The following is a 24,065-nucleotide window of genomic DNA, read 5'->3' on the forward strand; positions in this document are numbered from 1 at the left end:
TTCAACGTGGCCAATCCCGTTTTCATCAACCGCATCAGCGCCTACCTGCCGTTCGACCCGGTCGACAACGAGCAGATGGAGGAGCGCCTGGGCTTCGTCGGCGGCCAGCCGTCGCGGGCGCGGCGCCTGGTGCTCAAGCGCAATGGCATCCAGAATCGCCACTACGTGATCGACCCCGCTAGCGGCCAGCAGGCGATGAGCAACGCGCAGATCAGCGCCGCCGCCATCCGCAACCTGCAGGCGCCGGGCTTCGATCTGAATGAGCTGGACTGCCTGGTGGCCAGCACCTCGTCGCCGGACCAGACCATGCCCGGCCATGCGGTGATGGTGCACGGCGAGCTGGGCAGCCCGCCCGGCGAGGTGGTGACCACCGCCGGCATCTGCCTGTGCGGCATGACCGCGCTGAAGTACGCCTGGCTCAGCGTTGCCAGTGGCGAGAGCCGCAATGCGGTGGCCTGTGGCTCCGAGGTGGCCTCCGCGCTGATGCAGGCGCACAACTTCGACGCCGAGTACGAGCGCCGCGCCGCCGAACTGGAGACCCACCCGGAGATCGCCTTCGAGAAGGACTTTCTGCGCTGGATGCTCTCTGACGGCGCCGGCGCCGTGTGGCTGCAGGGCCAGCCCAACGCCGGCGGCCTGAGCCTGCGCATCGACTGGATCGACATCCTCTCCTTCGCCGACCAGATGCCGCCGTGCATGTATGCCGGCGCGGAGAAGGCGGAGGACGGCCTGACCGGCTGGAGCCGTTTCGACGCCGACGAGCGCAACCGCCGTTCGGTGATGGCGATCAAGCAGGACGTCAAACTGCTCAACGACAACATCGTCAAGTACACCGTGGTCGAGGCGCTCAGGCGCATCCTGCACAAGCGTGACCTGCGCGTGGCGGACATCGACCACTTCCTGCCGCACTATTCCTCCGAGTTCTTCCGCGAGCCGCTGGCGGTGGGCCTGGCCGAGGCCGACCTGCCGATTCCCCAGGAGCGCTGGTTCACCAACCTGACCAGCAAGGGCAACACCGGCGCCGCCTCGATCTTCATCATCCTCGAAGAACTGTTCAACTGCGGCCGCCTGCGCAGCGGCGAACGTCTGCTCTGCTACGTGCCCGAAAGCGGGCGTTTCTCCAGCGCGTTCATGCATCTGACGGTGGTCGGCGATGAAGCTTGACGAGGTTCCCCAGGATCACAGCTCCACCTACGGCGGCCACAGCAAGCTGGTCTACGCCGTGGACGCCGAGGGCCACTACCAGCGGGCGCAGAGCGACGGCTGGGACACCGAGGCCTACGCCACCCAACTGGCCGTGGCCGAGCTGGAGGCCCAGGAGGCCGACGCCGAGGCGGCCTGGCAGCGCGGCGAGCTGTCGCCGCTGAAGTGCCTGATGTACCGCTACCGCCTGGACGAGCCGGCGCTGGCGCAGATCACCGGGCTGTTCCAGTGGCGCATCCGCCGGCATTTCCGTCCGGCCATCTACCGGCGCCTGAACACCTCTATCCTCGCCCGTTATGCCGAAGCCTTCGGCCTGCCGGTGGAACAACTGATCGGCTACCAGAAGGCCCTGGCATGAGCAGCTTCGAACCGCATTTCCAGCACCGCCAGAGCGCCCACTGCGAGAGCGGGGTGATGGCCAGCCTGCTGAGCCACGCCGGCCTGCCGATGAGCGAACCGATGGCCTTCGGCCTGGCTTCGGGCCTGGCCTTCGCCTACCTGCCAATCGTGAAGCTCAGTGGCATGCCGTTGATTGCCTATCGCATGCCGCCCAGGCACCTGATCAAGACCCTGAGCAAACGCCTCGGCGCGCGCCTCAACAGCCGCACCTTCGGCAACCCCGAGCAGGGCCGCCGCGAGCTGGATGCGCTGCTCGACCAGGGCCGCCTGGCCGGCCTGCAGAGCTCGGTATTCTGGCTGCCGTACTTCCCGCCGGAGATGCGCTTCCACTTCAACGCCCACAACCTGCTGGCCTACGGCCGCGACGGCGACGAATACCTGATCAGCGACCCGGTGTTCGAGCAGCCGGTGCGCTGCGCCGCTGCCGACCTGCAGAAGGCACGCTTCGCCAAGGGAGCGCTGGCGGCCAAGGGCCTGATGTACTGGCTCGACGAGGTGCCGCAGGAGCAGGACTGGGAGAAACTGATCCGCCAGGCCGTGCTCGGCACCACGCGCATCCTCGATGGCATGCCGCTGCCGTGGATCGGCATTCGCGGCATCCAGTATCTGGCCAAGCAGGTCGAAAACCTCGATCCGGCGCAGAGCAAGTACAACCGCCTGTACCTGACCCATATCGTGCGCATGCAGGAAGAGATCGGCACCGGCGGCGCCGGCTTCCGCTTCATGTACGCCAGCTTCCTGCAGGAGGCCGGCGAGAGGATTGGCGCCGCCGAACTGGGCGAGGCATCAACGCGCCTGACCGCCATCGGCGACGACTGGCGCCAGTTCGCCTCGGCCTGCGTGCGCGCCAGCCGCAGCAAGGGCGAGGCGCCGGACTTCCATCCCATTGCCGAGATGCTGCGCGGCATCGCCGGCCAGGAGCGGGCGCTGATGCAGGAGCTGGGCGCCTGGAGCAAACGCAAGGGTTGACGACGCCAGCCATCCCACTCGTGGTCAAGGCCGCTAGGAACAACTCCCTCTCCCTCCGGGAGAGGGCTGGGGTGAGGGGCAGCGCCACCTGGCACCCCATCCCTCACCCCCGGCCCCTCTCCCGGGGGGAGAGGGGAGGTTCAGGCGCAATCCGCGCCCTGGCATCTTCAGCGGGTTGCATCCACCTACAGGCTGAGCCGCCTGACCGCGATGCCCGCCGTCAGCGCGGCAAAATCATCTGCCGACGCGGCCGGCGCAGTGCCCTCCAGCAGCACCGCCTGCACACGAAAATCCCCCAGGTCCTCGACCACCACCAGCAGCGTCTGACTGACCAGGCCATCGGCCAGGTCCAGCGCGGCCAACCGCTGCAGCTGCGGCCACACTCGTGGCCCGGCGCCGACGAACAGGTTGGGTCCTTCCAGCCCCAACTGCTGGGCGACGTGGAAGCCGGCGGCGTTGCTCACGCTGTTGACGAACTCGAAGGGCTTGGGTTGACGCTGCTGCACGCACACGGCGTCGAGCAACGCGCCCATGGTCGGCCGCGCCGGGTGGCGCGAGGCCAGGTACAGGCCGCAGTCGCTGCGCACATGCTCCTTGAGCAGGGCGGCGCCGAGCAGGGCCTGGAAGATCAGGCGGTCGATGCGCCGTGGCGGGCTGCTCAGGTACTGGCTGAGCGCGGCCTTCAGCGCCTTGTCGTCGAGGGCGGCGCTGCCGTGGATTTCGCTGGCTGCGATGACATTCATTGGCTGATTCCCTGCAGTACCAGGCTGGCATTGTTGCCGCCAAAGCCGAAGAAGTTGGCCAGCAGCAGAGCGTCTGGCGCGATCATCGTCGGCTCGGTGGGCAGCGGCAGCAGCGCCTCGCCGGCATAGTCCAGCGCTGGTAGTGCACCCTGGCGCAGGGCGGCGAGCAACAGCAGGGTTTCACTCACGCCGCAAGCGCCGAGGGTGTGGCCGAGCCAGGGCTTGAGCACGGCCAGCGGCGGCAGCGCTTCAGGGTAGAGCAGGCGCATGCCGGCGCTCTCGGCCAGGTCGTTGGCGCCGGTGGCGGTGCCGTGCAATTTGGCCAGGCCGATCTGCCCGGCCCTGACGCCGGCCGTCTCTAGCGCGCGCCGCATCACCCAGTCGATATGGCTGCCGTCCTCGCGGGTAGTGGTCAGGCTGCTGGTGTCGCAGGCGCTGAAGCCGCCAAGCAGCTTCGCCAGTAGCGCAGGGCCGGGTTCGCGGCCGAGCAGCGTGGCGCAGTAGCATTCGCCCAGCACCAGGCCGTCGCGCTCGGGATGGAAGGGCCGATAGGCGCCGCTAGGGCTGGTCAGGTCGAGGGCGCCGAAGCCCTGTTGGGCGATGGCGCTGGGCGTCTCGAAGGCCAGCACCAGTACTTGTTTGTAGTCACCGCTGGCGAGCAGGCGCGCGCCATACAGCAGGCCATTGGCGGCGCTGGTGCAGGCGGTGTTGAGGGTGAAGGCTTCCAGGAATCCGTGGCGCAGGCGCAGCCGCTCGGCCATCAGGTCCAGCGGCGTGGAGTGCTCGAAGCGAAAGCCGCCTTCTTCGGCAACCCGCGTCTCCAGTTCGGTGATATCCAGCGCGGTGCTGGCGACGATCAGCAGGCAGTCGCCGGCCGGCGTATCGCCCAGGGTCTCGCCCAGCAGGCGGTCCAGGCGCGCATCCAGTGTCTCGTCATTGGCGACAGCGAAATAGGGGCGCGGTTGCTGCAGTTCGTGCAGCTGGAAGGGCGTCGGCTGCGGTCGGCGGTCGGCCAGCAGGTTGCTCGCGGCATCAAACAGGTCGGTGCCCAGGGCGCTGTGCAGGGCGCCGCGCTGCAGGTAGACCGGGGTCATCGCTGGCTGCGGATAAAGGCGGCGATATCGGCGATGCTGGCGAGGATCTTGCGCCCGTCCTTGGCGCCCTCGATGCGCACGCCGTAGTGCTGCTGCAGGGCCAGCGACACCTGCAGGGCGTCCAGGCTGTCCATCTGCACGCGGCTCTTGGCGCCGAACAGCGGCTCATCGTCGGCGATGCTCTGCCAGTCGATGTCGTCTTCCTTGTCGCACTCACGAATCAGCAGTTGCTTGAGTTGTTGTTCTAGTCGTTCGTCCATTGCGTTTGCTGCACTCGTCTGCGGAACAGAAGCCAGCCACCGCCGCCCAGCAGGGCAGCCATCAGCAGCAGGCGGAAACAGTAGGGGGCGACGTCGGCGAGCGAACCCTGGCCCACCAGCAGGGTGAGGAAGGCGTCCAACGCCCAGCTCATTGGCGAGACCTCGGCCAGCTGGCCCATGGCCGCCGGCATCACGCTCTTCGGCACCATGATGCCGCCCAGTGCGGCGAGGATGATATTGATCCCGCCGCCGAGCAACAACGCCTGCTCGGCGCTGCGCGCTAGCGCCGCCAGGAGTAGGCCGAGGCCGCAGGTGGCCAGGCTCAGGCTGATGGCGAGCAGCACATAGCCCGCCGGGCTGCCAGGCAGGGACAGACCCTGCAGGCCGAGCAGCGGCAGGCCGTGCACGCCGATGCTCAGCAATAGGGCGAACTGCACCAGGTTGATGGCGAAGTAGGGCAGCAGCTTGCTCAGGGCCAGAGTGGCCAGGCTGAGGTCGAGGGCACGGAAGCGCAGCAGCGCGCCTCTCTGCTGCTCGCGCTGGAAGCCGCCGGCCATCGGCAGGGCGACGAAGAACATGCCGAAGATCAGCCAGGCCGGCACGCTCAGCTGGCTGGCGTTGGCGCGGCCGCTGAGGTCGCCGCTGGCCAGCAGCTCGTGTTCCTCGATCTGGCTCTGGGTGCGTTGCTGCACCAGGGCCAGGCGTTCGGCCAGCGGCAGGCTGGCGTCTAGGTCGCCACTGTCTTCGAGGAAGGCGAGCAGTCGGGTCTGCGCCAGGGCGATGCGCACGGCGCCACGCAGGTGCTGGCGCGACAGCTTGTCCAGTTGCGGTGGGAAGCTCAGGGCCAGGCCCTGGCGCTCGTCGTCCAGCAGGGTCTCGCTGAAGTCGGCGGGCAGGCTGATCCTGGCGCTGCGTGCATCGCCCTGCGGCAGCAGTTCGCTGCCGGGCAGCTGGGCTTGCAGGGCTGCTCGGAACACTTCCTCGTAGGCACTGGCCTGCGGCGCTTCCAGCACCAGGCGCAGCGCCGGCGGCTTGTCCTGCAGGTAGTTGGACATGGCGCCGGCCATCAGCACCAGGAACAGGGTCGGCATGATGAACAGCACGGCCAATGCATGCGGGTCGCGCAGTATCAGCAGGAATTCCTTGCGCACCAGGGCCCGCAGTCTCATAGGCGGCCTCCGTTGAGGCGCAGGTAGAGCTGCTCCAGCGAGGGTCGGCCGAAGCGCAGCAGATGCGGCAGCTCGGGGCGCTCGGCGAGGAAGCGGGTGATCTCCAGCAGCTGCGGGCCATCCAGCGCGGCGATGCGCAGGCCGCCTGGCAGTGCTTCGGCGTCCAGATGCAGTTTGCTCAGCAGGTCGCGCAGGCCGGCGGGCTCTTCGTTCTGCCACTCCAACAGCAGGCCGTGGCCGTCGCCGAGCAACTGGCGGCTGTCCAGGTCCAGGCGCACGCGGCCCTCGTGGAGCAGGACGATGCGCTGGGCCACGCGCTCGATTTCGTCGAGGTAGTGGCTGGTGTAGATCACCGCGTGGCCTTCGCTGGTCAGGCGCTCGACGGCGCCCAGCAGCAGTTGGCGGCTGGCGGCGTCGACGCCGACCGTGGCCTCGTCGAACAGGTACAGGCGCGCCGGCTGCAGCAGGCCGATGGCGAAGTTCAGCCGCCGTTGCTCGCCGCCGGACAGGCGCGCGGCGCGGCGTTGCAGCTTGCCCTCCAGGGCGGTGCTGGCGATGCACAGCTCCAGGCGGCGGGCGCGTTCGGCGCCGCGCAGGCGATACAGGTCGGCGAACAGTTCGAGGTTCTCGCGCACCTTGAGTTCGGCGTAGAAGGCCAGCTGCTGCGGCACCAGGCCGAGGCTGCGCTTGCCATCCCAGCGGATTTCGCCCTGCTGCAGCGGCAATACGCCGGCCAGCAGGGAGAGCAGGGTGGTCTTGCCGGCGCCATTGCTGCCGAGCAGGCCCAGGCACTGGCCGGCCTGCAGCTGCAGGTCGATGCCCTGCAGGGCCGGGGTGTCGGCGCCGGGATAGCGATGGACGATGTCGTTCAGTTCAAGCACGGATCAGCACCAGCAGGAGCTTGCCGTCCAGCAGCAGGCGCTGCTCGGCGTGGATGCTGAAGGCGTAGAGCGCGCCGGCCGGGCTCAGCGCCTCCTGGCTGGCGGCGACATGCAGCGCGCCCTCGCGGTGTTGCGGCTCGAAGTGCAGCTGCAACTGCGACAGCTTGCCCACCAGGGCCATGTCGATGGCGTTATCCTCGCCATATAGGGCACCATGCGCGGCGCACAGCTGGGCCGCAGCCTCGAACAGCAGACAGGGCGAAGCGTCGTTGCCGAAGGCGTCCAGGTGATGCCAGGCGGACAGCCCCTCGATGCGGCCGGCGTCATGGCCGAGCAGGGCATCCAGCCACAGGGCTTGGCCCTGGTGTGGCAGCAGGCTGTGCAGTTGGGTGCGGTCCATTGCGTACGCCGGAACTGAAGAGGCCGGCAGTGTATCAGAGGCCTGGACGGCTCTGGCGAAGCGGCAGACGGAGGAGAAAAGGATGGCGTGGCTGCAGGTGGCGGGGTTTGTGCTGGGCTCACTGGTGCTGCTGGGCATCTCCTGGCGCGCGCTGAAGAACACCCGTTCCCACGGCTTCTATCGCTTCCTCGCCTGGGAGGCGATGCTCGGCCTGCTGGTGCTCAACGCGCCGGTCTGGTTCGAGGATCGCTACGCGCTGCATCAGAAGATCTCCTGGGTATTCCTGTTCGCCTCGCTGAGCGTGCTGTTCTGCGGCCTCTATCAGCTGCGCCGCGATGGTCGGCCCAGCGAACAGCGCCAGGATGACGAGCTGTACGCCTTCGAGCGCACCTCGCAGTTGGTCACCGGTGGCATCTATCGCTTTATCCGCCACCCGCTGTTCTGCTCGTTGCTGCTGCTGACCTGGGGCATTGCTTGGAAGGACTTGCACGCCGTCACCCTGGCGCTGGCCCTGGTCGCCAGCGTGCTGCTGTACCTGGCAGCGCGGCGTGACGAGGCCGAGTGCCTGGCCTACTTCGGCGAGGACTACCGTGCGTATATGGGCCGTAGCCGGATGTTCATCCCCTACCTGTTCTAACAGGCGTAGGGCGGGTGACACCCGCGTTGGTCCTATGCGGAAACGCGGGCGTCACCCGCCCTAGGGCTACTCCCAATTCAGCCGCGCCAGCTTCCACTCGCCGTCTTCCAGCCACCACTCCAGCTTGACGCTGTAGTGTCGGGCGCTGTCCGGGATCAGTCCCTCGGCGCCGGTCACCGCCACCTCGGCGCGGGTGTGCCCCTTTTCGCTGTAGGTCGGGTCGACTTCGCTGCTGGTGCCGATGGCAATCACCCGCACCTGCTTGTGGCGTAGGAACAACATGGCCATGGTGCGCTGCGCCCAGGTGCGGTCGTATTGCTGCTGGGCGCTGAACTGCGGATGCAGCTGCTCCATGACATCGCCGGTGTTCTTGGCTTCCAGGTTGTCCTGCAACTGCTGAACGGCGGCCTCCAGTGCGGCCTGCGGATCGCTTGGCGTGCAGCCGGCGAGCAGGGTACAGATCAGCAGAAAAGCGGGGATTAATCGCGCTGCAGTCATGTTCAAGGTCCTTTTCATGGTTATGATGCCGGCACGGCTGGCCGTCGGCAGACGGTCATAGGGAACTTACGCACAGACTCGGGAGTGCGCCATGCTGACTTTGTATCCGGAGATCAAACCCTACGCCCGCCATGAGCTGGTGGTGGAGGAACCGCACGTTCTCTACGTGGACGAGAGCGGCTCTCCGGACGGCCTGCCGGTGCTGTTCGTGCACGGTGGCCCGGGCGCCGGCTGCGACGCCGCCAGCCGCCGCTACTTCGATCCCAACCTGTATCGCATCGTCACCTTCGATCAGCGCGGCTGCGGTCGCTCGACCCCGCATGCCAGCCTGGAGGGCAACGACACCTGGAGCCTGGTGGCGGACATGGAGCGCATCCGCGAGCACCTGGGCATCGACAAGTGGGTGCTGTTCGGCGGCTCCTGGGGCTCGACCCTGTCACTGGCCTACGCCCAGACCCATCCCGATCGGGTGCATGCGCTGATCCTGCGCGGCATCTTCCTCTGCCGCCCGCAGGAGTTCGACTGGTTCTACCAGGAGGGCGCCAGCCGCCTGTTCCCCGATTACTGGGAGGACTACCTGGCGCCGATCCCGGCCGAGGAGCGCGGCGACCTGATGCAGGCCTTCTACAAGCGCCTCACCGGCCCCGACCAGATCGCCCAGATGCATGCGGCCAAGGCCTGGTCGTGCTGGGAGGGGCGTACCGCCACCCTGCGGCCCAACCCGCAGGTGGTCGACCGTTTCACCGAGCCGCACCGCGCCCTGTCGATCGCCCGCATCGAGAGCCACTACTTCGTCAACAAGGCCTTCCTCGAGGAAGACCAGCTGCTGCGCGACATGCCGAAGATCGCCCACCTGCCGGGCGTGATCGTGCACGGCCGCTATGACGTGATCTGCCCGCTGGACAACGCCTGGGCGCTGCACCAGGCCTGGCCGAACAGCGAGCTGCAGATCATCCGCGACGCCGGCCACGCCGCTGCCGAACCGGGCATCACCGATGCGCTGGTGCGCGCCGCCGACCAGATGGCCCGGCGCCTGCTCGACTTGCCCCTGGAAGACGCGTGAAGCTGCTGATCCAGCGGGTTCGTGGCGCCCGCGTCGAAGTCGAGGGCGAGATAGTCGGCGCCATCGACCAGGGCCTGCTGGCGCTGGTCGGCATCGAGCCGCAGGACGATGCAGCGATTCTCGCCAAGGGCCTGCAGCGCCTGCTCAACTACCGGGTGTTCTCCGACGCCGACGGCAAGATGAACCTGTCGCTCAAGGACGTGAACGGCGGCCTGCTGCTGGTCTCGCAGTTCACCCTGGCGGCCGACACCAAGAGCGGCCTGCGCCCGAGCTTCTCCAGCGCGGCGCCGCCGGCTCAGGGCCTGGTCCTGTTCGAGCAACTGGTGACATTGGCCCGCGAGCAGCACCCGCAGGTTGCCAGCGGCCGCTTCGGCGCCGACATGCAGGTGCATCTGGTCAATGACGGCCCGGTGACCTTCCTGCTCGAGATCTGACCCTGCCGCCGCTGTAAGGCGTGCCGACCATCAGTGCAGCGGCCTGGCCGGCTGCAGCTCGTTCTCTTCCAGCCAGTCCTGCGCCAGCTCGCGCAGGCGTTCGGCCTCGAAGCGCTGCCAGGTCTGTAGCAGCGCCGGGTACTGCATCAGTGCGTGGATGAAGGTGCGTGCCGGGCGGCGGCCCTCCAGGGCCTGCTCCAGTTCGCCGTAGGCGTGTGGGTGGATGACCTCGGCGAGAAATTCGCGCATCAGCTCCAGGCCATCCTGCTGGCCCAGCGGCTCGATCAGTAGAAACCGCTCCGGATCGTCGCGCAGCAGGGTTTCCAGCTCCGGGTCGGCGTCTTCTTCGGGGATCAGCAGCACCTTGCCGCTGAGCAGGTCGAGGTAGTGATCGAGGCCCTCGGTGTTGAGGGCGCAGGCCAGTTGGTCCAGATCGATGGTCAGTGGGCGCATGATCGGCTCTCGACGGCTGAGGATGTTGTCAGCCTAAGCCGGCCACTGTTTCAGAACAACAACGCTTGTGCGGTCGCTCAGAACAGGCGGGCCAGCAGCGCCGTCACCGCCGTTTCCACGCGCAGGATGCGCTCACCCAACTGCACCGGCGCAAGACCTGCCTCGCCCAGCTTCTCCACCTCGTAGGGAATCCAGCCGCCTTCCGGGCCGATGGCCAGGGTCACCGCTTCGCTGAGCGCGCGTGGGCAGGCCGGGTAGTCGCCGGGGTGGCCGACCAGGCCCAGGGTACCGGCGGCGATCTGCGGCAGGCGATCTTCGACGAAGGGCTTGAAGCGCCTCTCGATGGTCACCTCGGGCAGCACCGTATCGCGCGCCTGCTCCAGGCCGAGGATCAGCTGTTCGCGGATGGCTTCGGGTTCAAGGAAGGGCGTCTGCCAGAAGCTCTTTTCTACCCGGTAGCTGTTGAGCAGGACCAGGCGTGGCACGCCCATGGCGGCCACTGTCTGCAGCACGCGCTTGAGCATTTTCGGGCGTGGCAGGGCCAGCAGCAGGGTCAGCGGCAGTTTGGCCGGGGGCGGCTGTTCCAGCTCCACTCGCAGCTCGGCGTGTTGCTCATCCAGTGCGAAGAGGGTGCCGCGACCCATGGCGCCGCCGAGGCGGCCGACACGTAGCTGGTCGCCGGCCTCGGCACGATGCACCTCGTGCAGGTGCTTGAGGCGGCGGCCTTCTAGCACGGCGCGATCGGCCGCGACGAAGTCGGCGTCTTCCAGCAGCAGCAGGTTCATTGCAGCGGCGCGGGCGGCTGGTCGTCGGACTCGACTTCGTCGTGGTCGCTGCGCTTGCGTACTAGGCCGCCGAAGAACAGGCCGACCTCGAACAGCAGCCACATGGGCACGGCCAGCAGGGTCTGCGAGAAGATGTCCGGCGGGGTGAGGATCATGCCGACCACGAAGCAGCCGACGATCACGTAGGGGCGGCTCTTCTTCAGGGTGTCGATGTCGACGATGCCGACCCACAGCACCAGGAAGGTGGCCACCGGGATCTCGAAGGCCACGCCGAAGGCGAAGAACAGGGTCAGGACGAAGTCCAGGTACTCGTTGATGTCGGTCATCATCGCCACCCCGTCCGGAGTCACGCTGGCGAAGAAGTGGAACATCAGCGGGAACACCAGGAAGTAGGCGAAGGCCATGCCGCCATAGAACAGGAAGATGCTGGAGACCAGCAGTGGCATGGCGATGCGCTTCTCGTGCTTGTACAGCCCCGGCGCGATGAAGCCCCAAACCTGGTGCAGGATGATCGGCACGGCGAGGAACAGCGAGCACCAGGCGGTCAGCTTGAACGGGGTGAGGAAGGGCGAGGCGACGCCGGTGGCGATCATCGTCGCGCCTTCCGGCAGGTAGGCGCGCAGCGGCGCCGAGACGAAGGTGTAGATGTCCTGGGCGAAGTAGAACAGCCCGGCGAAGACGATGAAGATGGCGATCACGCAGCGCAGCAGGCGCGAGCGCAGCTCGGTGAGGTGCGCTACCAGGGGCATCTCGCTGTTCTGTTCGGTCATGGTTGGCGCGGCGGCTCTGGATTGGCTGGGGAAGGGGCCGGTGGAGTGGCGGGGGCGCTGGTCGTTGCGGTGACGGCCGCCTCAGCCTCGGGCTGCGTCGCCTGCACGGGGGCGACAGGCGCTGCCGGTGGCTGGATCGACTGCTTGAGCTCGCGCTCCATCTGCAGGATCTGCTCGTTGTGCAGCTGACGACGGATCTCGTCGGCGCCCATCTCGCGTTCCACTTCCGCCTTGATCGCGCCGAAGCTGCGCTTCAGCCGGCCGATCCACAGGCCGGCGGTGCGCGCCGCGCCGGGCAGGCGCTCGGGGCCGAAGACGATCAGCGCCACCAGCCCGACCAGCAGCAGCTCGGAGAAGCCGATATCGAACACCTGTCAGTCCTTGCGCGCCGGCTCTTCGACTCGCTGAGCCTGGGCGTCGATGGTCTGCGGCTTGTGCTGCACGTCGGTGCTGGCGGTGGGCTGTACCGGTGCCTGCGGCTGCGCTTCGGCGGGCTTGTCATCCTCGGTGTTCATCGCCTTGCGGAAGCCCTTGATGGTTTCGCCCAGGTCGGAGCCGAGGTTCTTCAGGCGCTTGGTGCCGAACACCAGCACCACCACGATCAGAATGACTACCCAGTGTTTCCAGTCGAAAATGCCCATGCATCAGTCCTCGAAAAATGATCAGTCGGAAGTAGTGGGGCGCGCCGCTTTCTCGTCGTGCCCGGAAAGGCCGAAACGCCGGTCCAGCTCGTCCAGCACGGCCTGCGGGTGCTGGCCGAGGGCGGCGAGCATGACCAGGCTGTGGAACCAGAGGTCGGCGGTTTCGTAGATCAGGTCGCTGCAGTCACCGCTGCTGGCAGCGTCCTTGGCCGCAAGAATGGTCTCGACCGACTCTTCGCCGACCTTTTCCAGAATCTTGTTCAGGCCCTTGTGATACAGGCTGGCCACGTAGGAGCTGTCCGGCGCCGCACCTTTGCGCGCCTCCAGCACTGCGGCCAGGCGGGTGAGGGTGTCACTCATGCTTGTGTCCCTGGTAGATGGCATGCGGGTCTTTCAGTACCGGATCGACGCTGTGCCACGCACCATCTTCCCAGACCCGATAAAAGCAACTTTCACGCCCGGTGTGGCAGGCAATGCCGCCGATCTGCTCGACCAGCAGGATGATCACGTCGGCGTCGCAGTCCAGGCGCAGCTCGTGCAGCTTCTGTACATGGCCGGAGTCTTCGCCCTTGCGCCACAGCTTGCCACGCGAACGTGACCAGTAGATGGCGCGCTGTTCGGCGGCGGTGAGGGTCAGGGCCTCGCGGTTCATCCAGGCCATCATCAGCACGCGGCCGGTCTTGTGGTCCTGGGCGATGGCCGGGACCAGGCCATCCTCGTTCCAGCGAATTTCGTCGAGCCAGTCGGTCATTTCTCAATCCGCCCGTTTCCGGGCACTTCGGTGGCGCGGGCGTCGCGCCGGTGGTGCACCCTGCTGGTGCTTGAAAGAGCCAGTGTGCCAGTCGGGCGCGATACTGGCTATCGGCGCAGGATCAGCGCCAGCCCGGCTGCGAGGCTGAGCCAGGCCGCCCAGGCGGTCGGTACCAGGGCCAGGCCCTGGCTGACGCCACCGGCGACCAGGGCCGCGCCGAGCAGACGCAGCGGCCAGCGGTCACGCTGCTCGCGCCACGGCGGTGGCGGGTCGCTGGCGTGCGGCTGGCTCATGCGTTCGAGCAGGTCGCGGGCCATGTTGGCGAAGTGCGGCACCTGTTCGGCCTGGCTCTGCAGGTTGTGCAGCAGGTTGCGCGGGCTGACGCGCTCGCGCATCCAGCGTTCGAGGAACGGCTGCGCGGTGCTCCACAGGTCCAGGTCCGGGTACAGCTGGCGACCGAGGCCCTCGATGTTGAGCAGGGTCTTCTGCAGCAGCACCAGTTGCGGCTGCACTTCCATATTGAAGCGCCGCGCGGTCTGGAACAGGCGCAGCAGCAGCTGGCCGAAGGAGATGTCCTTCAGCGGCTTCTCGAAGATCGGCTCGCACACGGTGCGGATGGCCGCCTCGAAGTCGTTGACCCGTGTCTCCGCCGGCACCCAGCCGGAATCGATGTGCAGCTGCGCGACCTTGCGGTAGTCGCGCTTGAAGAAGGCCAGCAGGTTGCGCGCCAGGTAGTCCTGATCCTCGGCGGTCAGGCTGCCGACGATGCCGCAGTCGATGGCGATGTACTGCGGGCTCCACGGCGTGCGGGTGGCGACGAAGATGTTGCCGGGGTGCATGTCGGCATGGAAGAAGCTGTCGCGGAACACCTGAGTGAAGAAGATCTCCACGCCGCGCTCGGCCAGCAGTTTCATGTTGGTACGCTGGTCGGCGAGCACCGCCATGTCGGTGACCGGTACGCCGTAGATGCGCTCCATCACCAGTACCTTGGGCCGGCACCAGTCCCAGTACACCTGCGGCACATAGAGCAGTTCGGAGCCTTCGAAGTTACGCCGCAGCTGGCTGGCGTTGGCCGCCTCGCGCAGCAGGTCGAGCTCGTCGTAGATGGTTTTCTCGTAGTCCGAGACCACTTCCACCGGGCGCAGGCGGCGGGCGTCGGCCGAGGCCTTCTCGGCGATGCGCGCGGCGAGGAACAGCCAGGCCAGGTCGGAACGGATGATCGGCCGCAGGTTGGGGCGGATCACCTTGACCACCACTTCCTCGCCGCTCTTCAGCTGTGCGGCGTGTACCTGGGCGATGGAGGCGGAGGCCAGCGGCTGCACGTCGAAGCGGGCGAAGACTTCGCCGACCTTGGCGCCGAGCTGCTGCTCGATGCGCTCCACGGCGTGCTCGGGGTCGAACGGCGGCACCTGATCCTGCAGGCGCGCCAGCTCGTCGGCGACGTCCGGCGGCAGCAGGTCTCGGCGGGTTGAGAGCAGCTGGCCGAACTTGATGAAGATCGGGCCTAGGTCTTCCAGGGCCAGGCGCAGGGCCTCGCCACGACTCAGTTCGAGCTTGCGTCGTGGCAACCAGCGCCAGGGCAGGGCGAAGCGCAGGGCGCGCATCCAGGTGGGCAGCGGCAGGTTCAGCAGCAGGTCGTCCAGGCGGTAGCGGATGACCACGCGCAGGATGCGCAGCAGGCGGCGGGTGGCGAGCAGCTTCATGCGTCGGGTTTCATTCTTCTGGCGAGGCACTCGAGGCGGGCGTCGAGGCGGTCGAGGGCGAGCTTGAGGTCGTCCAGTTCGGTAAAGCGGGCTTGGGCTTCGCGCTCGCCGACCAGGCTGCGCGACTCCTCGGCCAGGTAGTCGGAGAGGGTCTGGCGCAGGCTGTCCAGACTGTCGCCTGCCCAATTCACGCGGCTGCGCAGGTGGCCGGCGAGCAGCGTGCTGCCGATCGGGCCGAGCCAGCGTGACAGCTCGTATTCCCAGTCCAGCTCCAGGTCCTGGAGGATGCCGGCCAGTTCCAGCAGCACGGCACTTTCGCCACTCAGGCTGACTTCAGGGCGGTGCAGGATGGCGGTCTTGTCCTTGGCCAGGGCCAGGCGCAGCAGGCTGCTGGCCGGGGCGCTGAGGGTGCAGTCGGCATCGCCCCACTGGCCGGCGAGTTGCAGGCCGTCCTCGCTGGGCAGGATGAACAGTTTGAGTGCCGGACTCTGGCAGTCGACTTCGATCACCGTGCCTTCCAGCCGGGCCAGGCGCGGCAGCGCGGTGCTGTCCATCCGCAGCACGCGGTTGAGGCCGAGCTCGACGCCGGCCAGCAGCGCCTGGGTCAGCATCAGGGTTTGATACCGCGGTGCAGGGCGACGATGCCGCCGGTCATGTTGTGGTAGGTGACGCGCTCGAAACCGGCCTCGACCATCATGGCCTTGAGGGTTTCCTGATCCGGGTGCATGCGGATCGATTCGGCCAGGTAGCGGTAGCTGTCGGCGTCGTTGGTGATCAGCTTGCCGGCCAGCGGCATGAAGCTGAACGAGTAGGTGTCGTAGACCTTGGCCAGTAGCGGGTTGCCGGGCTTGGAGAATTCCAGCACCAGCAGGCGGCCGCCCGGCTTGAGCACGCGCAGCATGGAGCGCAGGGCGTCTTCCTTGTGGGTGACGTTGCGCAGGCCGAAGGCGATGGTGACCACGTCGAAATGGTTGTCCGGGAACGGCAGCTTCTCGGCATCGGCCTGGACGAACACCACGTTGCCGGCCACGCCCTTGTCCAGCAGGCGATCACGACCGACCTTGAGCATCGAGTCGTTGATATCGGCCAGCACCACTTCACCGGTCGAGCCGACCAGGCTGGAGAACTTGCGGGTGAGGTCACCGGTGCCGCCGGCGATATCCAGCACGCGATTGCCCGGGCGCACGCCCGACAGCTCGATGGTGAAGCGCTTCCACAGGCGGTGCAGGCCGCCGGAGAGCACGTCGTTCATCAGGTCGTACTTGGCCGCCACCGAGTGGAAGACTTCCGCCACCTTCTCCGCCTTCTGGCTTTCCGGCACATCCTGGAAGCCGAAGTGGGTGGTCTGTTCCTGCTCTGGGGCCTTGCGCGGGTCGTTCATGTCGCCGTCACCTGAATCGAAGTGGCGGCCATTCTAAACCCGTGGCCGGCCTTTGTCTTGGCGCCGGGCGGAGCTGATATAGTCGCGTGACACAAGGTCGCAGCAGGAGTCGCGCATGTCTCGCATCACCGTCGAACGCACCCATTCCCTCGGCCTGGCCGTCGCACGCGAGAAGGCCGAGGCGCTGGCCCAGCGCCTGGCCAGCGAGTACGACGTGAAGTACCGCTGGAACGGCGACACCCTGGAGTTCAAGCGCAGCGGCGCCGACGGCACCATCGCGGTGGGCGATTCCAGCGTGCGCGTGGAACTCAAGCTGGGTCTGCTGCTGTCCGCCCTGGGTGGCACCATCAAGCGCGAGATCGAGCAGACCCTCGACAAGCATCTGCAGGCCTGATGGCCCCTAGTATGTGATTTCTAATTTTCTTCACTACCTTGCGCTCAAGTCCTGGCAAGGACGACCAGTCCATCACTTTGAGCAAGAGGTGCACCATGGCCACTAAAGTTGCCGCGAAGAAGAAAGTCGCAGTCGAGAAAGTCGAAGACAAACTCACCGTTCTGACCGACGTCAAAGCCTATGCCCGCAAGGTCTGGCTGGCCGGTCTGGGTGCCTACGCCAAGGCCGGCGCCGAGGGCGCCGACTACTTCAAGGAGCTGGTCAAGGCCGGCGAAGGCGTCGAGAAGCAGGGCAAGAAACTGGTCAACGAGCAGGTCGATGCCGCCAATAGCCAGATCGAGTCCCAACTCAAAAGCGTCAAGAGCAGCGTCTCCGAAGTCAAAGGCAAGGTCGAAGTGCAATTCGACAAGATCGAAAAGGCCTTCGACAATCGTGTAGCCAGCGCTCTGAACCGTCTGGGTATTCCCTCCAAGCAGGATGTTGAGGCACTCTCTGCTAAGCTGGACGAGTTGAATGCTTTGCTTGAGCGAGTGGCGCGTACCCAATAAGGAGAGCAGGATGGCTGTTAAGAAACCTACCGCTGCAAAATCGGCGGCTAAACCGGCAGTGAAAAAACCGGCTGCCAAGAAGGAAAGCAACTCCTGGATCGGCGAGATCGAGAAGTACTCGCGCCAGATCTGGCTGGCCGGCCTCGGCGCCTATTCCAAGATCAGCAACGACGGCAACAAGCTGTTCGATGGCCTGGTCAAGGACGGCGAGAAGGCCGAGAAGAAAGCCAAGACCGAAGTTGACAAGCAACTGGGTGTGGTCAAGTCCAGCGTCGGCAGCACCGTCGGTTCGGCCAAGTCGAAAGTCGACGAAGTCAAAGGCAAGGCCATCGGCAAATGGAGCGAGCTGGAAGAGGCTTTCGACAAGCGTCTGAACAGCGCCATCTCCCGTCTGGGCGTGCCTAGCCGCAACGAAGTGAAATCGCTGCAGACCAAGGTCGACAGTCTGACCAAGCAGATCGAGAAGCTCACCGGTGTATCGGTGAAGTCGGTCAAGCCGGTCGCCAAAGCCGCCGCCAAGCCGGCAGCCAAACCTGCTGCTAAGCCAGCTGCCAAGGCCGCCGCTAAACCGGCCGCCAAGCCCGCTGCCAAAGCTGCCGCCAAACCGGCTGCGAAGCCTGCGACCAAGGCTGCTGCCAAACCAGCTGCCAAGCCTGCGGCGAAACCGGCTGCAGCCAAGCCCGCTGCAAAACCGGCCGCCAAGCCGGCTGCCGCGAAGAAGCCTGCGGTGAAGAAAGCCGCCGCGCCGAAGCCGGCCGCCAAACCGGTCGCGGCCAAGCCCGCCACTCCGGCGCCGGCCCCGGCTGCTACCCCGGCTCCGGCCGCGGCACCGGCAACGCCCGCCACTCCGTCCTGATTCCCTCAGGATGCACAAACGCCCGGCCCAGTGCCGGGCGTTTCCATTTCAGGGGCAGGGAAAATGCTGTGAGGACGCTTCAGGCATCGAGATAACGGTGAGCGATGCGCTCGGCGGCGTGGCGCGACTCGTCGGCCAGGTGCGGGGCGACCAACATCATGATCTGGAACACCACCAGGCGCACTTCGCCAGTGGCGCCCAGGATGCGCTGGTAGTCGAGGGAGAAAAGCAGGGTCAGGGTGATCTGCTCGACCAGCTGGCCCAGCGCCTCGGTATCGCTGCGCAGCTGGCCCAGGGCCTTGAGGCGGGCCAGCAGGCTGGCCAGGGTGCGCTTGAGCTGGTTCAGCCACTGGCGGATGCCGCGGGCCAGTTTGGGCAGGCGGCCGGAGAGGTTGGACAGGTCCTGGAACAGGAAGCGGTACGAGGCCAGGCGTTCGACGATCAGGTGCAGGAACAGCCAGTAATCCTCGGCGCCCAGTTCGGCTTCGTGCGGTGGGTCGAGCAGCGGCGCCAGCTCGGCCTGGAAGCGCTCGAACAGCGCCATCACCAGCGGCTCCTTGCCGTGGAAGTGGTAATAGAGATTGCCCGGGCTGATGCCCATCTCGGTGGCGATTTCGAGGGTGGAGACGTTGGGCTCGCCCTGATCGTTGAATAGCTGCAGGGCAGTTTCGAGGATGCGGTCGCGGGTCTTCATTCCATGATCTTGTCTGGCCGCCGGAGCCTCGACGATAACCGGCCGGGCTTGCGCCCGGCCAGTGTTTTTCGCCGTGCTTCAGCGCACGTGTGCGTAGGTGCCTGGGGCCGCTTCCATCGCCGGGTACTTGTTGCTGCCGACGCCGAATACGGTCTCGCGTTGTTCGCCCGAGCGTTGCTGAATCCACTCCAGCCACTGCGGCCACCAGCTGCCTTCGTGTTTCTGCGCGTCGTGGTACCAGGCGCGCGGGTCGCTGGTCAGCTTGCTGTTCTCGAAGTAGGTAGCCTTGGGGTTGCCCGGCGGGTTGAGGATGCTCTGGATGTGGCCGCTGTTGGACAGGATGAAGCGGCGGTTGCCGCCGAGCAGCAGTGCCGAGCGGTATACGGTGTCCCAGGGGGTGATGTGGTCGTTGATACCGGCGACGCTGAAGCTGTCCAGGTTGACCTTGGACAGGTCGATCGGCGTGCCGCACACCTCCAGGCCGCCGACGCGGGTCAGCGGGTTGTGCTTGAACAGATCGAGCAGGTCGCCGTGCAGCGCGGCCGGCAGGCGCGTGTTGTCGTTGTTCCAGTAGAGGATGTCGAAGGCCGGCGGCTCCTTGCCCATCAGGTAGTTGTTGACCCAATAGTTCCAGATCAGATCGTTGGGGCGCATCCAGGCGAACACCCGGGACATGTCGCGGCCGTCGAGCACGCCACTCTGGTAGGAGCGGCGCTTGGCCGACTCCAGGGTCTGCTCGTCGGCGAACAGCATCGCCGGGCTCTCCACCTGGCTGTCCAGCAGGCTGACCATGTAGGTGGCACAGCCGATCTTGCGCAGCTGGCGCTTGGCCTGCAGGTGGCCCTGCAGGGCGGCGATGGTCAGGCCGCCGGCGCAGGCGCCCAGCAGGTTGACCTCCTTGCTGCCACTGATGACGCGGCACACTTCGGTGGCGTCATCCACGGCCTGCACGTAGCTGGACAGGCCCCACTCGCGATGGCGTGCGTCCGGGTTACGCCAGCTGATCATGAACACCTGCAGGCCGTTCTTCAGGCAGTACTGGACGAAGCTCTTTTCGGGGCAGAGGTCGAAGATGTAGAACTTGTTGATCTGCGGCGGCACCACCAGCAGGGGGCGCTCGTACTGCTTTTCGCTCATCGGCTTGTAGTGGATCAGCTCGAACATCTCGCTGCGGAACACCACCGCGCCAGGGGTGATGGCCAGGTTGCGGCCGACCTCGAAGGCGCGCTTGTTGACCTGCTGCGGCATGCCGTTGTTGTGCAGCAGGTCATCGAACAGCTGGCGCGCACCGCGCAGCACGCTGCTGCCGCCGCTGTTGAACAGCTCCTTGACCGCCAGCGGATTGAGCAGGGTGTTGGACGGCGCCAGGGCGTCGTTGAGCAAGGAGAACAAGAAGTGCGCGCGGGTGCGGTCGTCCGGCGACAGGTCGCTCTCGTCGATCCACGCCTTGAGCTGCTTCTGCCAGGCCAGGTAGGCCTGCAGGCTGCGGCGGTAGAAGGGGTTAAGGTGCCAGGTGGGATCGGCGAAGCGACTGTCCTGCGGGTTGGGCTGGTGTGGTGTGTCGCCGAGCATCACCCGGCCCAGCTGTTTGCCGAACGCCAGCAGGTGTCGCGTGCTGTGCATCGGCTGGCGCAGGCCCTGAAAGGCCAGGGTACGCAATGTGGAAAACAGATCGCGGCCGCGCACACCGACCATCGCGCTCTGCGCATTCATGAAGTGTGCGGGTACCGGCATGGATCCCGGTGCAGTCTTGTCTCGCATGGGGCAGGCTCCGTCGTCGAACTGTCACGTCCAGTGACAGCAAGGCTTGTACCAAGGCGCGCCGGAGGGCATTCCAGACTGCCGCGCGAAAAAACTTCCTTGTCCGGCTGGCGTCGCCCTGAGGCGAGCCTGCCGGAGCAGCACTACAGTTGTGCGATCAGTGACTGCGAATCGGCTGCGGTTGCGGATGCATGACCGCGCGCTGCCGTTCCTCCTGGAGGAACTTCATGATGATAGGCGCCACCGCTTCGGCGCGCGTCACGAGGAACAGGTGGCCGTCGTCGATCACGTGGAGTTCCGAGTTGGGGATGCGCCAGGCCAGCAGGCGCATGTTGACCAGCGGGATGAGCGGGTCATCGTCGCCGGCCAGTACCAGCGTAGGTTGGCGAATGCGATGCAGCCAGTGGATGCTGGTCCAGCCGAGGCCGGCGAACAGCTGCCAGTAGTAGCCCATCTTGCCACCCGAGCGCACCTTGGAGGCGTGGGCCAGGGCCAGCTTGGGGTCGCGGCGGAAGGCGCCGCCGTAGATGTCCGGGGCGATGTGCACGCCGTAGGAGGGCTGGATGTAGCGCTTGGGGCTGGCCATGCGCCAGAGCACCTTGGGCTTGCCCGGCACCATCACCGCGCCGGCCGAGGTGGCGGCCAGCACCAGCTTCTTGCAGCGTTCCGGATAGTCGTGGGCGAACTGCTGCGCCAGGGCGCCGCCCCAGGACACGCCGATGGCGTTGACCTGGCCGTAGTCCAGGTAGTCGAGCATGCGCGCGGCCAGCTTGGCCAGGCCGGGGAAGCGATACGGCGTGCTCGGGGTGGACGAGCCGCCGACGCCGGGAACGTCGAAGGCGATCACTTCCAAGTCCGGGTCGAGAGCGCGTACGAACGGCATGACCAGCTCCAGGTTGGCGCCGATGCCGTTGAAGATCAGCAGCGGCGTCAGGCTGCTGCTGCCGGGGCGGACCGCGGTGCGGATGGTCTGGCCGTCCAGCTCGATGGTGCGAAATACAAAAGGTTGCGGCATGCGCTAGGCCCTATACATGGATCAGCGGAGAGCGACCTTCCGAGGCCGCTCGCCAGTCTCCCGCCTCGCGGCGGGCGCCGCTCGGGCCATGGGCCGTTGCGGCGTGCGGCACTTCCGGGTGCCGCGGGCAGTACTGCGCAAGGTGCAGCGTTGCGTGTTTCAGCGTTCGTGTACGTAGGTGCCTGGTGCGGCCTCGCCTGGCGTGTGGCTCTTGTTGCCCAGGCTCGCGGGCGCCTTCTTCAACTTGCCCGAACGCTCGGCCAGCCACTGTTGCCAATGCAGCCACCAGGAATCGGCATGCTTGGTGGCCTTCTCCTGCCACTCGCGGGCATTGGCCGCCGGCTCGCTGTTGGTAACGAAGCGCGCCTTGGGGTTGCCCGGCGGGTTGAGGATGCTCTGGATGTGACCGCTGTTGGACAACACGAATTCGACCTTGCCGCCGAACAGCAGCGAGGACTTGTAGCAGGCTTCCCACGGGGTGATGTGGTCGGTGGTGCCGGCCACGCAGTAGATGTCGCTGGTGACCTGCTTGAGGTCGATCGGCGTGCCGCAGACTTCCAGGGCATTGGCGCGGGTCAGCGGGTTGGTCTTGAACAGCTCGATCAGGTCGCCGTGCAGGGCGGCGGGCAGGCGCGTGGTGTCGTTGTTCCAGTAGAGGATGTCGAACACCGGCGGTTCGTTGCCCAGCAGGTAGTTGTTGACCCAATAGTTCCAGATCAGGTCGTTGGGGCGCATCCAGGCGAAGACCTTGGCCATGTCCTTGCCTTCCAGCACGCCGGATTGGTAGGAGCGACGCTTGGCGGCCTCGAGGGTCTTCTCGTCGGCGAACAGGGCGACCTGGGTGTCCAGCTTGGTGTCGAGCACGCTGACCAGCAGGGTCATCGAGTGGACCTTCTGCTCGCCGGTGGCAGCGTAGTGGCCCATCAACGAGGAGATGGTGATGCCGCCGGAGCAGGCGCCGAGCATGTTGACGTCCTTGCTGCCGGTGATGGCGCTGACTACATCGATGGCTTCCTTGAGCGCCTCGATGTAGGTCGACAGGCCCCACTCGCGCTGGGCCTTGGTCGGGTTGCGCCAGCTCACCACGAAGGTCTGCACATGGTTGCGCAGGAGGAAGCGGGCGACGCTCTTCTCCGGCGACAGGTCGAACACGTAGAACTTGTTGATCTGCGGCGGCACCACCAGCAGCGGGCGCTCGTGCACCTGCTCGGTGGTCGGCTTGTACTGGATCAGCTCCAGCAGGTCGTTGCGGAAGATCACCGCGCCTTCGCTGGTGGCCAGGTTCTTGCCGACCTCGAAGGCCGCCATGTTCACCTGGCTGGGCATGCCGCCGTTGTTGACCATGTCCTTGGCCAGGTGCGACAGGCCGTCGAGCAGGCTCTTGCCGCCGGTCTCGAAGAAGCGTTTGACCGCGGCCGGGTTGGCCATGCTGTTGGTCGGCGCCATGGCCTCGGTCATCAGGTTGATGACGAAGTGGCCGCGGCTGGTGTCCTGCTCGGAGAGGTTGCTGTCCTCGATCCAGTCGTGCAGTTCCTTGCGCCAGGCCAGGTAGGTCTGCAGGTAGCGGCGATACAGCGGGTTCTGGCTCCAGGCCGGGTCGGCGAAACGGCGGTCGCCGTCCTCCGGGAGCAGCTCGGATTGACCGAGCAGTACGTTCTTCAGTTCGAAGGCGAAGTGGGTAACGTGCTTGGCGCTGTGGAACGGTTGCTTGATGGCCTGGGCCAGCACCATCCGGGCAGACGTGAGTAGATCCTTGCCGCGCAAGCCGATCACCGGGTTCAAACCCAAGGTGTTCTCCGAGGCTTGGCGATGCAGGTCTTCATTATTCTTTTGGGTCATCTACGACGCTCCATTGTCCTGAGACGAATACCAACTGCAGCTGTGTGAAGGGCACAGGGCGAAGGGCTGGTACTGCTCGGGTTTACCGGGTGCGGAGCGAGCTCCGCGCTTTCTTCGCATTCGCCGGGGCAAATGCATGGAACCTGCCAGTTCCTTGGTTACCCGAGTTTCCGTTTTTGCGCAAGTTCGCGAACACTGATTGCGCGGCGCGCGGGAGTATGCCGAGCGCGATTAGAAAATGCGCTCTAGGCGTGAAACTAATATGGCGGAAGGGGCGAAACAGAGCGTGGCGATGACGGATCGCCGAAAAGCCCTAGAGCATCAGTTTGATTACCGATTCGCTCGGGTCGCGGGATTTGCCGGCGCGGGCCAGTTCGTCCAGGTAATCGGCCCACAGCTGCTCCTGGCGGGTGGCGAGCTGGTAGAGGTAGTCCCAGGTGTACAGGCCGCTGTCGTGGCCGTCGTCGAAGCACAGTTTCAGTGCGTAGTTGCCGGCCGGCTCGATGCGGCTCAGGCCGACGTTCTGCTTGCCGTGCTGGAGGATGGGCCTGCCATGGCCCTGCACCTCGGCCGAGGGCGAGTGTACCCGCAGTAGCTCGGCGCTCAGCTGGTAGCTCTGCTCGCCATAGCGCAGTTCCAGAGTCTTCGAGACCTTGTGCAGTTTGATCGCGCTGGGAATGGGCATGCTCAATTCCATGGGTTGTAGCCCGGATGGTATCCGGGC

Annotated in this window: 31 protein-coding genes; 9 read left to right on the forward strand and 22 right to left on the reverse strand. The window is 66.2% G+C overall.

Annotation, left to right across the window (positions count from 1 at the left end; all coding sequences use genetic code 11):
- Positions 1 to 6: 6 nt before the first annotated feature.
- From N7607_RS08840 to N7607_RS08850, 3 genes are read left to right on the forward strand one after another with little or no spacing between them, the layout of a single operon-like run.
- Positions 7 to 1,164, forward strand: a complete 1,158-nt coding sequence (locus N7607_RS08840) for a beta-ketoacyl-ACP synthase III (protein ID WP_279868941.1) — start codon at positions 7 to 9, stop codon at positions 1,162 to 1,164.
- A complete protein-coding gene (locus N7607_RS08845) occupies positions 1,154 to 1,561 on the forward strand; it encodes a hypothetical protein (protein ID WP_279868942.1) in 408 nt (135 codons plus the stop codon). Before N7607_RS08840 ends, N7607_RS08845 begins: the two co-directional genes overlap by 11 nt.
- Positions 1,558 to 2,571: a BtrH N-terminal domain-containing protein gene (locus N7607_RS08850; RefSeq protein WP_279868943.1), complete on the forward strand. Its 1,014-nt coding sequence runs from the start codon at positions 1,558 to 1,560 to the stop codon at positions 2,569 to 2,571. The genes N7607_RS08845 and N7607_RS08850 overlap by 4 nt, the downstream gene beginning before the upstream one ends.
- Positions 2,572 to 2,756: 185 nt before the next feature.
- Here N7607_RS08850 and N7607_RS08855 read toward each other — a convergent pair whose 3' ends face one another.
- The 6 genes from N7607_RS08855 to N7607_RS08880 are packed head-to-tail and all read right to left on the reverse strand — an operon-like array spanning position 2,757 to position 7,118.
- The gene (locus N7607_RS08855; RefSeq protein ID WP_279868855.1) at positions 2,757 to 3,314 is read right to left on the reverse strand and encodes a hypothetical protein; all 558 of its coding nucleotides are present in this window, start codon (positions 3,312 to 3,314) and stop codon (positions 2,757 to 2,759) included.
- On the reverse strand, positions 3,311 to 4,408 hold the full coding sequence (locus tag N7607_RS08860; RefSeq protein WP_279868854.1) for a beta-ketoacyl synthase N-terminal-like domain-containing protein: 1,098 nt from the start codon (positions 4,406 to 4,408) through the stop codon (positions 3,311 to 3,313). The genes N7607_RS08855 and N7607_RS08860 overlap by 4 nt, the downstream gene beginning before the upstream one ends.
- Complete coding sequence (locus N7607_RS08865; protein ID WP_279868852.1) at positions 4,405 to 4,668, reverse strand: acyl carrier protein; 264 nt, start codon at positions 4,666 to 4,668, stop codon at positions 4,405 to 4,407. Before N7607_RS08865 ends, N7607_RS08860 begins: the two co-directional genes overlap by 4 nt.
- Complete coding sequence (locus N7607_RS08870; protein WP_279868850.1) at positions 4,653 to 5,837, reverse strand: ABC transporter permease; 1,185 nt, start codon at positions 5,835 to 5,837, stop codon at positions 4,653 to 4,655. The genes N7607_RS08865 and N7607_RS08870 overlap by 16 nt, the downstream gene beginning before the upstream one ends.
- Positions 5,834 to 6,718: an ABC transporter ATP-binding protein gene (locus tag N7607_RS08875; RefSeq protein ID WP_279868849.1), complete on the reverse strand. Its 885-nt coding sequence runs from the start codon at positions 6,716 to 6,718 to the stop codon at positions 5,834 to 5,836. Before N7607_RS08875 ends, N7607_RS08870 begins: the two co-directional genes overlap by 4 nt.
- Entirely contained in the window at positions 6,711 to 7,118 is a 408-nt protein-coding gene (locus N7607_RS08880; RefSeq protein ID WP_279868847.1) for a beta-hydroxyacyl-ACP dehydratase, read from the reverse strand. The genes N7607_RS08875 and N7607_RS08880 overlap by 8 nt, the downstream gene beginning before the upstream one ends.
- An 82-nt stretch (positions 7,119 to 7,200) precedes the next feature.
- On the opposite strand from N7607_RS08880, the gene N7607_RS08885 reads away from it, so the two are divergent.
- Positions 7,201 to 7,755, forward strand: a complete 555-nt coding sequence (locus N7607_RS08885) for an isoprenylcysteine carboxylmethyltransferase family protein (RefSeq protein ID WP_279868845.1) — start codon at positions 7,201 to 7,203, stop codon at positions 7,753 to 7,755.
- Between the two features lie 66 nt (positions 7,756 to 7,821).
- Here N7607_RS08885 and N7607_RS08890 read toward each other — a convergent pair whose 3' ends face one another.
- A complete protein-coding gene (locus N7607_RS08890; RefSeq protein ID WP_279868843.1) occupies positions 7,822 to 8,253 on the reverse strand; it encodes a hypothetical protein in 432 nt (143 codons plus the stop codon).
- A gap of 91 nt (positions 8,254 to 8,344) precedes the next feature.
- Between N7607_RS08890 and pip the strand changes: the two genes are divergently transcribed.
- Positions 8,345 to 9,316, forward strand: coding sequence for a prolyl aminopeptidase (gene pip, locus N7607_RS08895; RefSeq protein ID WP_279868842.1), 972 nt, complete (start codon positions 8,345 to 8,347; stop codon positions 9,314 to 9,316).
- Entirely contained in the window at positions 9,313 to 9,750 is a 438-nt protein-coding gene (gene dtd, locus N7607_RS08900) for a D-aminoacyl-tRNA deacylase (protein ID WP_279868840.1), read from the forward strand. Before pip ends, dtd begins: the two co-directional genes overlap by 4 nt.
- A gap of 30 nt (positions 9,751 to 9,780) precedes the next feature.
- On the opposite strand, the gene N7607_RS08905 is transcribed toward dtd, so the two are convergent.
- The 10 genes from N7607_RS08905 to ubiE all read right to left on the reverse strand — a co-directional run bounded on the left by N7607_RS08905 (position 9,781) and on the right by ubiE (position 16,234).
- Positions 9,781 to 10,203, reverse strand: coding sequence for a UPF0158 family protein (locus tag N7607_RS08905; protein WP_279868838.1), 423 nt, complete (start codon positions 10,201 to 10,203; stop codon positions 9,781 to 9,783).
- 77 nt (positions 10,204 to 10,280) lie between these two features.
- Positions 10,281 to 10,988, reverse strand: a complete 708-nt coding sequence (locus N7607_RS08910; protein ID WP_279868837.1) for a 16S rRNA (uracil(1498)-N(3))-methyltransferase — start codon at positions 10,986 to 10,988, stop codon at positions 10,281 to 10,283.
- Positions 10,985 to 11,758 (reverse strand): twin-arginine translocase subunit TatC, encoded by a 774-nt coding sequence (tatC, locus tag N7607_RS08915; protein ID WP_279868836.1) that lies wholly within the window; start codon positions 11,756 to 11,758, stop codon positions 10,985 to 10,987. Before tatC ends, N7607_RS08910 begins: the two co-directional genes overlap by 4 nt.
- Positions 11,755 to 12,129: a Sec-independent protein translocase protein TatB gene (gene tatB / locus N7607_RS08920; RefSeq protein ID WP_279868835.1), complete on the reverse strand. Its 375-nt coding sequence runs from the start codon at positions 12,127 to 12,129 to the stop codon at positions 11,755 to 11,757. Before tatB ends, tatC begins: the two co-directional genes overlap by 4 nt.
- A 3-nt stretch (positions 12,130 to 12,132) precedes the next feature.
- Entirely contained in the window at positions 12,133 to 12,399 is a 267-nt protein-coding gene (locus N7607_RS08925) for a twin-arginine translocase TatA/TatE family subunit (RefSeq protein WP_279868834.1), read from the reverse strand.
- 21 nt (positions 12,400 to 12,420) lie between these two features.
- On the reverse strand, positions 12,421 to 12,759 hold the full coding sequence (locus N7607_RS08930) for a phosphoribosyl-ATP diphosphatase (protein ID WP_279868833.1): 339 nt from the start codon (positions 12,757 to 12,759) through the stop codon (positions 12,421 to 12,423).
- A complete protein-coding gene (hisI, locus tag N7607_RS08935) occupies positions 12,752 to 13,150 on the reverse strand; it encodes a phosphoribosyl-AMP cyclohydrolase (protein WP_137973496.1) in 399 nt (132 codons plus the stop codon). Before hisI ends, N7607_RS08930 begins: the two co-directional genes overlap by 8 nt.
- A gap of 107 nt (positions 13,151 to 13,257) precedes the next feature.
- A complete protein-coding gene (gene ubiB / locus N7607_RS08940; protein ID WP_279868832.1) occupies positions 13,258 to 14,853 on the reverse strand; it encodes a ubiquinone biosynthesis regulatory protein kinase UbiB in 1,596 nt (531 codons plus the stop codon).
- Positions 14,850 to 15,464: an SCP2 sterol-binding domain-containing protein gene (locus N7607_RS08945; protein ID WP_279868831.1), complete on the reverse strand. Its 615-nt coding sequence runs from the start codon at positions 15,462 to 15,464 to the stop codon at positions 14,850 to 14,852. The genes ubiB and N7607_RS08945 overlap by 4 nt, the downstream gene beginning before the upstream one ends.
- Complete coding sequence (gene ubiE / locus N7607_RS08950) at positions 15,464 to 16,234, reverse strand: bifunctional demethylmenaquinone methyltransferase/2-methoxy-6-polyprenyl-1,4-benzoquinol methylase UbiE (RefSeq protein ID WP_279868829.1); 771 nt, start codon at positions 16,232 to 16,234, stop codon at positions 15,464 to 15,466. The genes N7607_RS08945 and ubiE overlap by 1 nt, the downstream gene beginning before the upstream one ends.
- A gap of 115 nt (positions 16,235 to 16,349) precedes the next feature.
- Here ubiE and N7607_RS08955 point away from each other — a divergent pair, with 115 nt between their 5' ends.
- The 3 genes from N7607_RS08955 to N7607_RS08965 all read left to right on the forward strand — a co-directional run bounded on the left by N7607_RS08955 (position 16,350) and on the right by N7607_RS08965 (position 18,032).
- The gene (locus N7607_RS08955) at positions 16,350 to 16,628 is read left to right on the forward strand and encodes a polyhydroxyalkanoic acid system family protein (RefSeq protein ID WP_279868828.1); all 279 of its coding nucleotides are present in this window, start codon (positions 16,350 to 16,352) and stop codon (positions 16,626 to 16,628) included.
- A 95-nt stretch (positions 16,629 to 16,723) separates the two neighbouring features.
- Positions 16,724 to 17,176, forward strand: coding sequence for a phasin family protein (locus N7607_RS08960; protein ID WP_192399290.1), 453 nt, complete (start codon positions 16,724 to 16,726; stop codon positions 17,174 to 17,176).
- A gap of 10 nt (positions 17,177 to 17,186) precedes the next feature.
- Complete coding sequence (locus N7607_RS08965; RefSeq protein WP_279868826.1) at positions 17,187 to 18,032, forward strand: phasin family protein; 846 nt, start codon at positions 17,187 to 17,189, stop codon at positions 18,030 to 18,032.
- Between the two features lie 79 nt (positions 18,033 to 18,111).
- On the opposite strand, the gene N7607_RS08970 is transcribed toward N7607_RS08965, so the two are convergent.
- The 5 genes from N7607_RS08970 to N7607_RS08990 all read right to left on the reverse strand — a co-directional run bounded on the left by N7607_RS08970 (position 18,112) and on the right by N7607_RS08990 (position 24,026).
- On the reverse strand, positions 18,112 to 18,726 hold the full coding sequence (locus N7607_RS08970; protein ID WP_279868824.1) for a TetR/AcrR family transcriptional regulator: 615 nt from the start codon (positions 18,724 to 18,726) through the stop codon (positions 18,112 to 18,114).
- A 78-nt stretch (positions 18,727 to 18,804) separates the two neighbouring features.
- Positions 18,805 to 20,487 carry a class II poly(R)-hydroxyalkanoic acid synthase gene (gene phaC / locus N7607_RS08975; protein ID WP_279868822.1) on the reverse strand — a complete coding sequence of 561 codons (1,683 nt, stop codon included), beginning with the start codon at positions 20,485 to 20,487 and terminating at the stop codon, positions 18,805 to 18,807.
- A 157-nt stretch (positions 20,488 to 20,644) separates the two neighbouring features.
- The gene (gene phaZ / locus N7607_RS08980) at positions 20,645 to 21,502 is read right to left on the reverse strand and encodes a poly(3-hydroxyalkanoate) depolymerase (RefSeq protein ID WP_192399294.1); all 858 of its coding nucleotides are present in this window, start codon (positions 21,500 to 21,502) and stop codon (positions 20,645 to 20,647) included.
- A 159-nt stretch (positions 21,503 to 21,661) separates the two neighbouring features.
- The gene (gene phaC, locus N7607_RS08985) at positions 21,662 to 23,341 is read right to left on the reverse strand and encodes a class II poly(R)-hydroxyalkanoic acid synthase (RefSeq protein WP_279868818.1); all 1,680 of its coding nucleotides are present in this window, start codon (positions 23,339 to 23,341) and stop codon (positions 21,662 to 21,664) included.
- A 313-nt stretch (positions 23,342 to 23,654) separates the two neighbouring features.
- On the reverse strand, positions 23,655 to 24,026 hold the full coding sequence (locus N7607_RS08990) for a DUF971 domain-containing protein (RefSeq protein WP_279868817.1): 372 nt from the start codon (positions 24,024 to 24,026) through the stop codon (positions 23,655 to 23,657).
- Positions 24,027 to 24,065: the final 39 nt, after the last annotated feature.

The sequence above is a fragment of the Pseudomonas sp. GD04019 genome, from assembly GCF_029837695.1.
GTDB lineage: Bacteria > Pseudomonadota > Gammaproteobacteria > Pseudomonadales > Pseudomonadaceae > Aquipseudomonas.

Excerpts from the sequence above, each read along its gene's own strand:
- phaC (WP_279868818.1), bottom strand. The coding sequence starts at position 23,341 with ATGACCCAAAAGAATAATGAAGACCTGCATCGCCAAGCCTCGGAGAAC.
- N7607_RS08865 (WP_279868852.1), bottom strand. The coding sequence starts at position 4,668 with ATGGACGAACGACTAGAACAACAACTCAAGCAACTGCTGATTCGTGAG.
- N7607_RS08845 (WP_279868942.1), top strand. The coding sequence starts at position 1,154 with ATGAAGCTTGACGAGGTTCCCCAGGATCACAGCTCCACCTACGGCGGC.
- N7607_RS08925 (WP_279868834.1), bottom strand. The coding sequence starts at position 12,399 with ATGGGCATTTTCGACTGGAAACACTGGGTAGTCATTCTGATCGTGGTG.
- N7607_RS08960 (WP_192399290.1), top strand. The coding sequence starts at position 16,724 with ATGGCCACTAAAGTTGCCGCGAAGAAGAAAGTCGCAGTCGAGAAAGTC.
- N7607_RS08910 (WP_279868837.1), bottom strand. The coding sequence starts at position 10,988 with ATGAACCTGCTGCTGCTGGAAGACGCCGACTTCGTCGCGGCCGATCGC.
- N7607_RS08855 (WP_279868855.1), bottom strand. The coding sequence starts at position 3,314 with ATGAATGTCATCGCAGCCAGCGAAATCCACGGCAGCGCCGCCCTCGAC.
- N7607_RS08945 (WP_279868831.1), bottom strand. The coding sequence starts at position 15,464 with ATGCTGACCCAGGCGCTGCTGGCCGGCGTCGAGCTCGGCCTCAACCGC.
- pip (WP_279868842.1), top strand. The coding sequence starts at position 8,345 with ATGCTGACTTTGTATCCGGAGATCAAACCCTACGCCCGCCATGAGCTG.
- N7607_RS08930 (WP_279868833.1), bottom strand. The coding sequence starts at position 12,759 with ATGAGTGACACCCTCACCCGCCTGGCCGCAGTGCTGGAGGCGCGCAAA.
- N7607_RS08955 (WP_279868828.1), top strand. The coding sequence starts at position 16,350 with ATGTCTCGCATCACCGTCGAACGCACCCATTCCCTCGGCCTGGCCGTC.
- N7607_RS08905 (WP_279868838.1), bottom strand. The coding sequence starts at position 10,203 with ATGCGCCCACTGACCATCGATCTGGACCAACTGGCCTGCGCCCTCAAC.
- tatC (WP_279868836.1), bottom strand. The coding sequence starts at position 11,758 with ATGACCGAACAGAACAGCGAGATGCCCCTGGTAGCGCACCTCACCGAG.
- N7607_RS08885 (WP_279868845.1), top strand. The coding sequence starts at position 7,201 with ATGGCGTGGCTGCAGGTGGCGGGGTTTGTGCTGGGCTCACTGGTGCTG.
- N7607_RS08870 (WP_279868850.1), bottom strand. The coding sequence starts at position 5,837 with ATGAGACTGCGGGCCCTGGTGCGCAAGGAATTCCTGCTGATACTGCGC.
- N7607_RS08965 (WP_279868826.1), top strand. The coding sequence starts at position 17,187 with ATGGCTGTTAAGAAACCTACCGCTGCAAAATCGGCGGCTAAACCGGCA.
- phaZ (WP_192399294.1), bottom strand. The coding sequence starts at position 21,502 with ATGCCGCAACCTTTTGTATTTCGCACCATCGAGCTGGACGGCCAGACC.
- N7607_RS08890 (WP_279868843.1), bottom strand. The coding sequence starts at position 8,253 with ATGACTGCAGCGCGATTAATCCCCGCTTTTCTGCTGATCTGTACCCTG.
- hisI (WP_137973496.1), bottom strand. The coding sequence starts at position 13,150 with ATGACCGACTGGCTCGACGAAATTCGCTGGAACGAGGATGGCCTGGTC.
- N7607_RS08990 (WP_279868817.1), bottom strand. The coding sequence starts at position 24,026 with ATGCCCATTCCCAGCGCGATCAAACTGCACAAGGTCTCGAAGACTCTG.
- ubiB (WP_279868832.1), bottom strand. The coding sequence starts at position 14,853 with ATGAAGCTGCTCGCCACCCGCCGCCTGCTGCGCATCCTGCGCGTGGTC.
- N7607_RS08970 (WP_279868824.1), bottom strand. The coding sequence starts at position 18,726 with ATGAAGACCCGCGACCGCATCCTCGAAACTGCCCTGCAGCTATTCAAC.
- phaC (WP_279868822.1), bottom strand. The coding sequence starts at position 20,487 with ATGCGAGACAAGACTGCACCGGGATCCATGCCGGTACCCGCACACTTC.
- N7607_RS08850 (WP_279868943.1), top strand. The coding sequence starts at position 1,558 with ATGAGCAGCTTCGAACCGCATTTCCAGCACCGCCAGAGCGCCCACTGC.
- N7607_RS08880 (WP_279868847.1), bottom strand. The coding sequence starts at position 7,118 with ATGGACCGCACCCAACTGCACAGCCTGCTGCCACACCAGGGCCAAGCC.
- ubiE (WP_279868829.1), bottom strand. The coding sequence starts at position 16,234 with ATGAACGACCCGCGCAAGGCCCCAGAGCAGGAACAGACCACCCACTTC.
- N7607_RS08860 (WP_279868854.1), bottom strand. The coding sequence starts at position 4,408 with ATGACCCCGGTCTACCTGCAGCGCGGCGCCCTGCACAGCGCCCTGGGC.